Here is a 12,340-nt window from a genome sequence, read left to right as displayed (position 1 = left end):
GAAGGCACCTCTCCTTTTCTCACTGTAACTTTTATTGTTCCAGTTTGTGCTGTCATCATACCAGGAAAAAGGAGGTTCTGTCAAGAGAGAAATCTGGAAAAAGGATCCGCCTGACTGAAAGCACCCTGGAAAACAAGCGGCTGCTGTGTCGTTTGACAGCGTTTCTTTACCGCCATCGTCTCCTGGATCAGTGTCTGCCGCTGTCAAGCCTTTTTGACCTTTGTTTTACGGGGGATGGTGGTTTTCGCCCTTGCCAGGGACGAAGATTCAGCCATAAATCAGGCATCCCCCGAGAAAAAACTCAGGGGATGCCTGGCAGTTCTTTTATGGATCATTTTCAAATGCCTGCTGTTCACTCCAGCTTTCCCACCACCGTTGGACGGCTGGTGACCTGGCTGTTGACGTTGACCCGGCGGTCTACCCACAATTGGTCCCCGGAAAAACGCAGCGTGAGAAAATCACAGAAAGCCATTTCCGGATAGCGCCATTCCATTGAAATGGTATCTCCGGCGCTCCACCAGGCTGCCGGGGATCTGTCATCCCGCTCCGCAGCCCTTTTCTGTGTCTATTCCCATATGTTACAAACTCCCCGGAATCTTAGTTTTTTCCTTTCTTCTGTACTTTTTCGCGGACATAGATGGTCTTGCCGCCGCCGTCCTGCCGTCCTACTGTTTTGATTTCAAAGGTGTTCAGGGAATTGATCAGCCGGGTCAGCTTTTTAAATCCGTAGTTGCGCACATCGAAATCAGGATAACGCTTGATGAGAATATTGCCGATGTCGCTGACGGTGGCCCAGCCGTCGTCATCAGAGGTTTCGTCCACAATATTCCGGATCACCTTGGACAGATCCTTTACAGGAATGCGGACCTGTACTTCCTCCACCGGCGCCTGAGAGGTTTCCCCGGCGGCAGGGGCATTCTCCCGCCCCAATACCTCCAGATAGGTAAACTTGTTGCAGGCAGCCACAAAGGGACTGGGGGTCTTTTTCTCCCCCATACCAATAACGTATTTCCCCGCTTCCCGCAAACGTGAAGCCAGGCGGGTAAAATCACTGTCACTGGAAACAATGCAGAATCCCTCCACATTGCCAGTATACAGAATGTCCATGGCATCGATGATCATGGCGGAATCGGTAGCGTTTTTACCCACTGTATAGCTGTACTGCTGAATGGGCGTTATGGAATGGTCCAGAAGCACTCCTTTCCAGGAGCCCAGGGAAGGTTTGGTCCAGTCCCCGTAAATTCTTTTATAGGTGATAGTGCCCTCGGTAGCCAGCTCGTCCAGAATGAATTTGATATATTTTTCCGAAACGTTGTCGGCATCAATGAGTACCGCAAAACGATGGTCCGCAGACATTGTCCCGCCCCTTTCTCCCAAATGCAGAAATGCTTTGAATCATACACATTCCTCACTCATGGGTGTGTGCCGTCCAAAGTCCTGAGATTCTTTCCCGTACTGAAAAACAGTTGTCTGTTTTATTGTACACTTTTTCTTTGGAACCGTCAACGAAAACTGCCCAAGCATCCAAATGAAGGGCAGGAAGCATCATTCCGCAGGCTCCCGGCTAGGCTGTCCTTCCCCAATTTTTACCCCTCCCAGCAGCTGTTATTCTTTTCATACAGGCCGGAAAACAGAAAAGAGCCTCCCGGGAACTGCCGTTCCAAAGAGGCTCAATTTTCTGTATGTCAAAAAGGACTGCTGATTTTGATCAGGCTTGTTCTCCCGACTCCGGCTGTTCCTGCTGCTGAGAAGAAGATGGGGAAGCTTCCGGGGACTGGGACGAACTGTTGGACGGATCCTCCGGCAAAGATTCTTGCGAGGACTCGGAGGATGATGTACCGGAGCTCTCCTGCTGAGAGCTGGAGCTGCCGGAACTACTTTCAGAGCTGTCCGGCAGAGACTCCTGACTGCTTGAACTGCCGGAGCTGTCCGGCAAGCTGCTGGAACTGCTTGGAGGCGTACTGGAGCTGCTGGGAGGTGTACTGGAGCTGCTGGGAGGTGTGCTGGAGCTGCTGGGAGGTGTGCTGGAACTGCTGGAGGAAGGCAGGGAACCACCTGAGGATGACTGCTGAAGCTCACGGATGATCTGTTGCGTCTCATCCCAGCTGTGGGAATCCCACACATCCTCCTGGGAGAAACCGGCGTCAGAAACAATCTTTTTCCGCTCCGCAATCAGAGAAGACATCTTGCTGTAGGAAATCCCCCGCTCACTCTCATTGAGCCACATCCGGTTGGACTGATACAGATCCTCCCGCCGGGCGTCATCAATGGCAGCGCTCATTTCCTCCCAGGTACCATAGCGGTCGGAATCCACTCCCCACTCACGGGCCAGAGCCTTGCGTTCCTCCACCAGGTTTCTCAAATCCCGCACAGACAATCCGCTATCGCCGCTGTCCAGCCACTTGGGATTATCCTTGATGTACTGCTCCGCTTCAGTCCCCGCGGAGGGCAGGGAAGAACCGGAGGATGATGTACCGGAGGAGCTGGAAGGCATTTGTTCCCCGTACTCCTCCATCCGCTCTTCAATGAGAGCCTCGATCCTGTTCCAGCGTCCGGCAGAATAAATTTCGCTGTCCGTCAGCCACTGTTCCGCCAGATCCTGCCGCTGCTGGGCCAGATCCAATTTCTTTGAAAGGGAAAGATCCTGCTCACTGCTGGACAGGTAAAGCTGGAACATTTCCTTACGCTGCTCTATCAAATAAAGCATACTGTCCAGGGACAGCTCGGACTGCTCGTCGCTGGTCAGATACTTCTGAGCGTTTTGAGCACGCTCAGCGGAAAGGGCTGTCTGCTCTTCGGCGGACAAACCGCTCTTCTCCTCGTCAGTGAGCCACTTGCCGCTGCTTGCCGCCGCGGAGGCTGCCGCTTGCTCTTCCGCCTGACGCTCCTGCTCCTGTGCCTTGGAAATGGCGGCATACCACTCGGCGGGCATCACAGGATTGTAGTTGATGGTTGCTCCTGCTGTATCCACCTCTGTGCGTTCCCCATCCCGTACCTTCCGGGCAAAAACCACAAAGCGGGCAATCCGTTCACCGCTTGCGCTGCGGAAGGAATAATCACAGGTGGACAGGGTCAGCAGATGGTCGCTGGGCAGTACGTCCACAGTGGTGTTGATCAGGCTGCGTTCCTTGATCTGATTGACATAATTCATCAGATCCTCATCGCTGTCTTTTTCAATGAAGTTGTGATAGTTGAATTCCGGGTCGTCCTTTTTGCATACGACGATTCCGAAAATTTTATAAGTGCCCGGATAATAGACGCTGTCATACTGTACCAAGGGATGTTCCCGGTAATAAGCAATGGACTTATAGTTGAGCAGTTCTCCGAACATCTGACCATCATTCATGTTGTGGGCATAAATAACAGTATTGGTACTGGGGGCGCGCTGATCCACCCGGAAATCCACAAAGGGAACACCGTGGTTATTACTGGCCCGGGTGAAGTCCCGCCGCTCGTAATAGCTGTTGTCCACCGTCTGTACCACAGCATAATCCACCTGTGTGTCAGGGATCTTGATCCAGCCGGCGATGTCCTCATTCTGAGCATAGAGGTTGGCAAACTTGGGCAGATAGGCGGCAGGATATCCATCGATCATAGCTGCGTCGGAAGCGGTGATGTCGTCGCTGATGAGGCCACGGAGCGCATCGGACAGCTTGCGGTTATTGTACCGCTCCAGATAAACGCTGCCGATATACACCAGACAGCTGAGGAACACCGCCAGACACACTGCCACCGCGATGACCCGCACCTTGTCGTTGGAGGTGAGCTTACCCGCCCGGAATCGCTGCATCAGGCTGCTTTTTTCGGTTGGTTGTTCCATGTTGGAGGCATCCTTCTCCTTACTTGTTCCCTTCTTTTTACTACGGGAACCTGATTTGGCCGAATGGAACAGCCCCTGGAACAAAGAAACTCCCTTGCCGCCGCCTGCTTTGGCGCGCAGCGCCTCTTCCGCGGGAACGCCGCCCGGCAGATTCCCCTGCTGCACTGCATACAGGCGAAGCATATTCAGCGCATGAAGCGCCGCGATCTCCCGCTGAGTATCGGCGTCCCCCTCTCCCAGCCGCAGCTGGCGGCTCCAGACCTGCTTGCCGTTGGTGATCGCCAGATAGACCACACCTGACGGCTTGGTGGGATCGGAAGATTTTCCCACCGAGGCGGTGATGGAAACACCCAGCGAGGTTCCAGCCGCCTGACGGGCTTTCAGCGCCATAGCAGCGGCAGCCTGACGGCTGATGGTACCACAGGAGGAAAGGAGTTTTTTGGAAATGTCCAGAGTTTCCAATTTGGCTCTGTTATAGAATACCCCAGAATTCCCGTCTAAAACCCGCTGAGTATCTGAAAGACGCAGGATCTTTTGGCTGAGCAGCCCGCCGGTACCGGATTCCGCCACCGCAATGGTCAGCCCCGCTGAGGAAAGCGCCTCACAGACTGCAGCCGCCATGGACTGCCGCTTGCTGCTGTACAGACAAGGACCCAACGCCTGAGCCAGCTTTTCATACAAACTGTCCAGCTTTTCTTCCGCTTCCTGACGGGTGCTGCCGGTGGCTTCGGCGGTGATCTCATAATCCCCTGCTGTATAGCGGTAATTCAGCTGTGGATCTTCTTCTTTCAGGAAAGGCTCCAGCAGCTGCGCCACCGACTTGCTGCCTACCTCCGCCGCTTTCAGGGTCATCCGTACCGCTGAAGGACCGCCGCTGTTCTGAGCCGGGCGCTGGCGGTCCCGAAGGAGGTTGCCAAAACGCACCAACAGCTGTTCCACATCATGGTTAAACACCAGATGCAGCTCACTGGGGCTGGCAGGCAATACCAACAGCATCTGCTGTCTGGCGGCCAGTACATAGCCCTGGACAAAACCGCTGCTGTTGGGCAGCAGCAGGGCGCTTTGAGGCATCCGGGCATAGCATTCCTGCTCCTCCCCGGAAAGTTCCATCCCTGTGCGCTGCAAATGCTCCTGCACCAGGGAAAGGGCCGTTTTATTGATCTTTGTCTCCAGATGAAGCCCATGGGCCACCACCTGGCAGACCGCTGCCGCCGCTTCCGGCTGGGGTGCGGTGAGCAGCACCACCAGCTGAGATTGATGGGAATACTCCCGCACCAGTTCAAAAAGCTCCTCCTCATCGGCGGAACACGCCACGGCCTGGTCGGCCTGGATCTTCAGCCGTTCCAGCGCTTGACGGAGATAAGTCATACTGGCCTGGAAAAAGTCGCTGTAAACCGCGGCTTCTCCCACGGCCAGCAAAACTGCTTTCATCAAATCCTTTTCCTCCCTTGTTCCTTGGGATCAGACTTCGCGATAACCACTGTGCCGGCGGGACAAAACCACCAGCTCTGCCTCATCCACCGCCCGCTGGAACAGCTCCGGCTCCAGGGCCATCTCCTCTTCGATCCGGGCCACCTCGGCCGGACGGGGCTTGGTTTTAGGATGGCGGGGGGTAAAGACAGTGCAGCAATCCTCATAAGGGAGGATGGAAGTATCAAAGGTGTCGATCTTCCGGGCAATGCGGATGATCTCCTCCTTATCCATACCGATGAGGGGCCGCAGCACCGGCAGTTCCGTTACCATATCGGTACAGGCCAGCGCCGGCAGGGTCTGACTGGCCACCTGGGCCAGGCTCTCCCCGGTGATCAGGCCGCCGCACTCCTCCCGCTTGGCGATGGCTTCAGCAACCCGCATCATGGCCCGGCGCATCAGCAGGGTGAAATAGTCCTCCGGACCCCGCTGCCGCAGCTGCTCCTGGATCTCCGTAAAGGGCACCACAAACAGCCGGATCTTGCCGGTATAGGGGAGCAGCTTTTCTCCCAGGGAAATCACCTTCTGCCGGGCCCGGTCGCTGGTATAAGGTGGGCTGGCAAAGTGAATGGCGATCAGCTCCAGTCCCCGTTTGGCCATCATATAGCCCGCCACCGGGCTGTCGATGCCGCCGGAGAGAAGCATCGCCGCCTTGCCGGAGGTACCCACCGGCATGCCTCCGGCGCCAGGAAGCTGATTGGTATGTACATAAGCCGCGGTTTCACGGATCTCCACTGTTACAGTGACGTCGGGATGCTCCACATCCACCCGCAGATGGGGAAACTCCTCCAGCAGCTGACCGCCCAGCTCCCGGCAGATCTCCGGAGAGGTCATGGGGAACAGCTTATCCGCCCGCTTTGCCTCCACCTTGAAGGTCCGGGCCTCCTCCAGCGTCTCAGCCAGATATTCCCGGCTTTTGGCGCAGATGTCCTCAAAATTCTTTTCCACGATGCAGGCCCGGGTCAGCGCGGCGATGCCGAATACCGTTTGCAGACGGCTGACCAACAGATCCATGTCAATGTCCTCGCTCTGAGGCTCCACATAAAGGGTGGACTGCTTTTTCCAGATGCGGAACGCGCCCAGATCCTCAATGCGCCGCTTCATGTTCTTGATCATCACATCCTCAAAATTATGGCGGTTGAGGCCCTTGAGGACTACCTCTCCGCTTTTAAGCAGGATCAGTTCCTTCATTTATTTTCTCTCCTCTGCAGCGCCCTAAAGGCGGATTCATTCTTATTGTTCAGGATCTCACCCGGGCGATCTCCCGGGCTCCCTTGGCCAGACAGACACAGAAATATTCAATATCCTCCGGCGTATTGTCCCGGCACAGGCTCACCCGTACCGCGCTGTCCACCCGCTCCAGAGGCAGCGCCATGGCAGTGAGGACATGGCTTCGGGCTCCTTTGGAACAGGCAGAGCCACTGGAAACATAAATGCCCAACTGCTCCAGATAATGGATCATCACCTCAGAACGGACACCGGGAACAGACAGGTTCGTAATATAAGGTGCTCCATCCAGGGGCGAATTGATGCACACCCCGGGGATTTCCCTGCATTTTTCCAGCAAAAGCTGCCTAAGCTCTGTATAAAGAGCCATATTTTTCTTCTGGCCGGCCCAGATTTCCTCCGCCGCCAAGCCAAATCCGCAGATGCCCGGGACATTCTCGGTGCCAGGATGAAATCCATACTCCTGGGCGGAACCATAATAAAGAGGCTGTACCCGCACACCCTTGCGGTGATAAAGGGCCGCCACCCCCTTTGGGCCATGGATCTTGTGGCCGCTCATGGTCACCAGATCCAGCTTCCAGCTTTCAGGGGCGATGGGCAGCCGTCCGAAGCTCTGGACACAGTCTCCATGAACCAGAACCTTGGGATTGTTCCGCTTGGCCAGCCGGGCAATGGTCCGCAAATCGTTGATGGCGCCGGTTTCACTGTTGACGTGCATCACCGACACCAGCACGGTATTTTCGTCCACCTGGGCCGCCACCTCCTGAGGGTCCAGAGAACCGTCGGACCGTGGGGCCACCCGCACTACCTGAAAGCCTTCCTTTTCCAGCTGAGCTGCAGCCGCCAGCAGAGAATCATGCTCCACCGCCGTGGTCACCACCTTGCTGCCTGTCCGGCGATTGGCCCGGACCGCTCCCAGCACCGCTAAATTATTGGCCTCGCTGCCACAGGAGGTGAAGGCGATCTCCTCCCGCCGCACCCCCAGCACTGCCGCGATCTGTTCCCTGGCGGCAGTCATCCTCTGCTCCGCCAGAAAGCCTTTGCGGTGCAGGGAAGAGGGATTGCCATATTCCTCGGTCATCATGCGGTGTATCAGCGCGGCAACCGTATCCGATACCCTGGTGGTGGCGCTGTTGTCCAGATAAGTTTCCACTGGATTACTTCCCTTCCAAAGGCGGTTTTGACAGCTCCGCCTCCCTGTTCTTTCCTCTGTCCCTCTGGGGACAGACCAATGACATTTTATTTTAGCATAAAAACCGCTCTCTGTGTGAATTTTCATGATTTGTTTACAGTTTTTCTCTTACAAAATCGTGATTCCACCGCCGAAGCTGTTTTTTTCCAATAAAAGGCCTCTCCAAACCCTCTTCTTTACAAAAAGGGAAAAATGTTCCCAGCCTCTTTCCATTTTCCGTTTTTTTGGGTATGATAATACAGAACGAATGAGGGGAGCAAAAAATTGTCCCTTTCAAAAAAATTTGTGCCGCGCTGTCGGCGGAATGGAAGTCTACGCACTATGAAAAAAATTTTTGCACTGATGCTGGCCGGCGCATTGATCCTGCTGACCGGCTGCGGTGAGGAAGAAACCTCTGTCACTCCCGCTCCGGTGGTGGAAAGCGCCCTGAACATCCAGCTGGGCGGGGAACCGGATTCTCTGGACCCTGCCTTTGCCCAAACAACTGCGGAGCAAAGCTATCTGCTTCATATTCTGGAAGGATTGGTGAGCCTCTCGGAGTCAATGGAGCCCATGCCCGGCGCAGCGGAAAGCTGGCAGAAGGGCTTTAATGACGAGGGCCTTCCTGTGTACACCTTCCAGCTCAATCCTCAGGCCAAATGGAATGACGGACAAGCTGTCACCCCTCAGGATTTTATCTACGCATGGAAAAGGGTCCTTTCTGCCGATACCGCCTCTCCCCTTGCCTATGAGCTTTATCCCATCCTCAACGCGCAGGCTGTGGCGGAAGGGACGATGGAGCCGGACCAGCTGGGGGTCTCTGCCAGTGAGGACGGCGCGCTGATGGTGACCCTTGGCTGGGACTGCCCGGATTTTCTCACCAGGCTGGCCTCCCCTGTCTTTGCTCCCCTGCGGGAGGATGTGGTTTCCGCCAATCCTGAGGGCTGGTCCAACGATGTGCAAAAATATCCCTGTAACGGTCCCTATGTGATCAAGGAGTGGCTGCACGACCAAAGTCTGACCCTTACCGCCAATGAGCAGTACCATAATCCTCAGGCAACGGCTACCCAAACACTTAATTTCGTGCTCTCCGACGATGAGCAGGCTGTAGCGGAAGCCTATAAGTCCGGCAAGATCCTCTTTGCCAAAACACTGCCCCTGCTGGAGCTGGAAGAAGCGGGAGACACCCAGCTGTGCCGTCAGCCGCTGCTGGGCACCTATTCCCTGGCTTTTAAGGATGGCCGGGAAGGATATGGCGATCCCCTGGTACGCCAGGCTTTGTCCATGGTACTGGATCGGGAGGAGCTGGCAGCGCAGCTGCGGGATGGCAGCACCGCCGCCGAGGCTTTGATTCCCGGAGGAACCACCGGTGAGGAAGGGGACTTCCGAAAAGAAGGGGGCTCCCTGCTGGAAACCTTTGGTGAGGACTCCGCCCAGGCAGCTCTGGAGCTGCTGAAAGAAGCGGGATGGGAGGATCCATCAAAGCTGCCCACCCTGGTTTATCTCACCAACGACAGCGCTCTTCATACCCGTGTAGCTGAATATGTCTGCGGGGTCTGGCAGCAAAAGCTGGGCCTGAAAACAGAGATCCGGGCTTTGGGCTGGGATGACTATCAGCAAGCCCTGACAGAGGGAGATTTTGACGTTACCCGCAGCGCCTTCCTTTCCGGGCGCACCGATCCCGGAACCTTTCTCCTGGGCTGGATCACCGATGGCGCCCAGAATGTCACCGGCTACAGCAGCCAGGAATTTGACCAGCTGGTGGCCGGAGGCTATGGAGCTGAGGTTCTGAGTATGCCTGAGGAAGACACCGAGGGGGAGGAAAGCGACGAAAGCTCTTCCACCCCGGAGGAATCCTCCACCCCCGATACTCAGCAGCAATCCGAGGAAGAAAGCGAAGCCGCTTCGCAGGAGGAAGAGGAAAAACAGCAGCCCTCCAAAATCCAGCTGCTGCACCAGGCGGAGGAACTGTTGGTGCAAAAGGACCGTGCTGTGGTCCCCCTGTTCTGGTATGGTCAACAGTATCTGGCAGCGGAGCAGCTGATAAACTGGTATGATTATCCCAACGGCTGGAATCTGTTCATCGGAGCCTATGCGGAAGAAGGCTGAACCGCTCTCCACCTGACGGGCATGAACCAAAGGCCAAATCTCCTTTGGGAAAGCCGACCGGAAAAGTATTGGTTTATGGCTTGAGACATCCTTTTTCTCCGGCAGAAAAAATCACAATTTCACAACAGCATTTCAATCGGAGGACCTATGCCCAAAAGGCAGCGGTTCTCCGATTTTCTATGGCAAAAGTGTCTGCTCCATTCCGGCGATGCTGGGCAGGCGTATGTCTTCTCATCATATGAAGCATATTGGAACCCTTAGAGGCTCCTTTACCTGCCGGAAAAGACGTTTTTGGGTCCCCAAGCGCCCCGCCTGAAAGCTTTCAGAACCTGCTTTCTCATCTAAGGCCACTATGCCTAAGGCTCCTGAAAGCAAAGAAACAGGGAACACCTTCGCCGCGTTTTAAACCGCTGAAAGTGTTCCCTGTGAGTTCGATATTCCAAAACTCTGGTTATCTGCCGGGATAATAGGTGCCGATATAGTTTGCCGGGTTCATGATCTGACCGTTGATACGGATTTCAAAATGGCAGTGATTGCCCGTAGCGTTTCCGGTTCGTCCCACCAACGCGATCAGCTGGCCCTGCTCCACATAATCGCCCGGCGCAACCAGCACCTGCGAGCAGTGGGCATAACGGGTCATCACACCGTTGCCATGGCTGATATCCACACGTTTACCATAAGCACCGTTGGAATAGTTGCTGGCGTAGGTGACATAACCTGCCCGGGAGGCCCGGATAGCAGTACCCTGGCTGCAGGCGATATCCATACCGGTATGGCCGTAGTAGCCGTACAGACCGGCGCTCATATAGCCGCCGTCCACCGGCCAGATAAAGTTGGCGCTGGTATCATCGCTGCTGGTCAGATACTGGCTGGGCCGCAGAGTACCACGGCGCTGCTGCGCATTGACCGGCTCCTTTGTAACGGTGACGCTGATGCGATTTTCATCGACCTTTTCTCCGTCAATATAAGTGATATCCGAGACAACCGTCTGTTCTCCGGCCACGCCCATGCTGATGGTCTCCACATAGCCCTCCGGATACCGGTTGTCATCCACATACTCTATCTCGTAATCCAGCTCTTCGGTATAGGTTTCACGCCGTGTGACCTGGATTCCCAGGCTCAGGTCGAACCGGGCCACCGTCAAAGTCTCGCCGGTCCAAAGGCGGGGCAGCTGTCCTTCTTCGGCGTCCTCATCCAGCCTGCTTTCCAACTGAGGATTAAGCTCCATCAGGCTTTCCACTGTGGTATTGTTGGCCTGAGCCACCGATTCCAGCGTATCGCCGGGGAGCACCTGATAATCGATCTGATAATCCTTGTTGGATTCCAAACTGTTCTTGATTTCAAAAACAGATTTGATGGAGCTGACAGGATAGACTCCCTCCCGCAGCGCCACCTTCTTGACAAACTGTACCAGCTCATGTTCAGTACCGGTGCGGTAGCTTTCCAGGATGGAATCGATATAAAACAGAAACTCGGTGCCATCCTCCACCGCGCCCAAAAACTGGCCGTCAATATAAATACCGTCGGCCTGTTCCACTTCGTTGCGGGAGGCGGAAAGGATCTTGTTGGCCAGGGTGTCGGTATCAATCAGGCTGTCCTCATTGGCAATGACCAGCCGGAAGGATGGTTTGCTGTCCTCAGGGGCCAGGTATTCCTCCTCCAGCAGACGGTCCAGCACCATGTTCTGCGCCTCATAAAAGTCGCTCTCACTGGCGATGCATCCCAGCTTCTGACCGGAGTATTCCACCTCCAGGGCATAGTCGATGCCGTCAAAATAAAGGATCACCGCCGCCAGAATGGTACATCCGATAATGGGAGCAATAAAGTTGGCGATCTGATTGAGGGGCCGTCCCAGAGAATGGAAATATCCCGCAATCAGCCGCAAAGGACCTGGCTTTTTCTCCCCTTCCTTTTTCCACGCTCCGGCGCGCAAATCTTTGCCCAAGGTTTTTGTTTTGAGGGTGATATCATCAAAAGGAGCCAGACACGCGCCTGCGATACGGTCAAAAAAGGTAACCACCCGCCGCCGCGCGCTTTCCAGTATGGGAGGAATGGTATACCACAGCCAGATAAACGCTTTCTGAATCAGACGCTTGAAATCATTGACGTCCCGGATCAGCTGCATTCCAATATAATAGCATTCGTGATAGACCCACTCCAGATATCGTCCGGACAATCCGGAAGTATCTTCCTTCTGCTCCTCCTTGGTTGGAAGCATATCTTTTTTGCGAAACGGAATCCCTTTGGGCGCCAAACGGCCCAGACGGGAAAAAGAAAATTTTACTTTCTTCTTTTTTCCCCCGGCTTCACCGGAGGCAACCTGCTGCTGAGCCTGCTGTTCCGGCGCTTCCCGCTCGTTTTCTTCCTCAGAAACCGCCTTGTCGCTGGGTCTGCGGTTGTTCTCCATGTGCCGCCTCCTTTCACGGTATTTTCTATGGCCGGAATTTTCCAGCCGAAATATTCTTCTACAATCTTTAGAATTATACCGGATTTTCACGAAAAAAGCAAGGCGGGACCGGAAAACTCTCCTCCCGCCTCACTTC

At 55.1% G+C, this 12,340-nt stretch carries 7 protein-coding genes; 1 reads left to right on the top strand and 6 read right to left on the bottom strand.

Going from position 1 to position 12,340, the window contains the following annotated elements; genetic code table 11:
• Positions 1–352 precede the first annotated feature (352 nt).
• From BQ5383_RS21160 to BQ5383_RS12160, 5 genes are all read right to left on the bottom strand, one after another.
• Positions 353–493 carry a hypothetical protein gene (locus BQ5383_RS21160; protein ID WP_172724626.1) on the bottom strand — a complete coding sequence of 47 codons (141 nt, stop codon included), beginning with the start codon at positions 491–493 and terminating at the stop codon, positions 353–355.
• Positions 494–597: 104 nt separating this feature from the next.
• Positions 598–1,356, bottom strand: a complete 759-nt coding sequence (locus BQ5383_RS12175; RefSeq protein ID WP_071432362.1) for an NYN domain-containing protein — start codon at positions 1,354–1,356, stop codon at positions 598–600.
• A gap of 352 nt (positions 1,357–1,708) precedes the next feature.
• On the bottom strand, positions 1,709–5,251 hold the full coding sequence (gene srtB, locus BQ5383_RS12170) for a class B sortase (protein ID WP_071432360.1): 3,543 nt from the start codon (positions 5,249–5,251) through the stop codon (positions 1,709–1,711).
• 30 nt (positions 5,252–5,281) lie between these two features.
• A complete protein-coding gene (gene thiI / locus BQ5383_RS12165; RefSeq protein ID WP_071432358.1) occupies positions 5,282–6,481 on the bottom strand; it encodes a tRNA uracil 4-sulfurtransferase ThiI in 1,200 nt (399 codons plus the stop codon).
• Positions 6,482–6,530: 49 nt separating this feature from the next.
• Complete coding sequence (locus tag BQ5383_RS12160) at positions 6,531–7,670, bottom strand: cysteine desulfurase family protein (RefSeq protein ID WP_071432356.1); 1,140 nt, start codon at positions 7,668–7,670, stop codon at positions 6,531–6,533.
• A gap of 360 nt (positions 7,671–8,030) precedes the next feature.
• On the opposite strand from BQ5383_RS12160, the gene BQ5383_RS12155 reads away from it, so the two are divergent.
• Entirely contained in the window at positions 8,031–9,797 is a 1,767-nt protein-coding gene (locus BQ5383_RS12155) for a peptide ABC transporter substrate-binding protein (RefSeq protein ID WP_071432354.1), read from the top strand.
• Between the two features lie 451 nt (positions 9,798–10,248).
• Here BQ5383_RS12155 and BQ5383_RS12150 read toward each other — a convergent pair whose 3' ends face one another.
• Positions 10,249–12,204 (bottom strand): M23 family metallopeptidase, encoded by a 1,956-nt coding sequence (locus tag BQ5383_RS12150; RefSeq protein ID WP_071432352.1) that lies wholly within the window; start codon positions 12,202–12,204, stop codon positions 10,249–10,251.
• Positions 12,205–12,340: the final 136 nt, after the last annotated feature.

The organism is Angelakisella massiliensis (assembly GCF_900104675.1).
Classification (GTDB): Bacteria; Bacillota; Clostridia; order Oscillospirales; family Ruminococcaceae; genus Angelakisella; species Angelakisella massiliensis.
This window is presented reverse-complemented; position numbering and strand designations above follow the sequence as displayed.

What these genes read in the sequence shown, in the direction of transcription:
- BQ5383_RS12175 (WP_071432362.1), bottom strand. Translation starts at nt 1,356, where the DNA reads ATGTCTGCGGACCATCGTTTTGCGGTACTCATTGATGCCGACAACGTT.
- srtB (WP_071432360.1), bottom strand. Translation starts at nt 5,251, where the DNA reads ATGAAAGCAGTTTTGCTGGCCGTGGGAGAAGCCGCGGTTTACAGCGAC.
- thiI (WP_071432358.1), bottom strand. Translation starts at nt 6,481, where the DNA reads ATGAAGGAACTGATCCTGCTTAAAAGCGGAGAGGTAGTCCTCAAGGGC.
- BQ5383_RS12155 (WP_071432354.1), top strand. Translation starts at nt 8,031, where the DNA reads ATGAAAAAAATTTTTGCACTGATGCTGGCCGGCGCATTGATCCTGCTG.
- BQ5383_RS21160 (WP_172724626.1), bottom strand. Translation starts at nt 493, where the DNA reads ATGGAATGGCGCTATCCGGAAATGGCTTTCTGTGATTTTCTCACGCTG.
- BQ5383_RS12150 (WP_071432352.1), bottom strand. Translation starts at nt 12,204, where the DNA reads ATGGAGAACAACCGCAGACCCAGCGACAAGGCGGTTTCTGAGGAAGAA.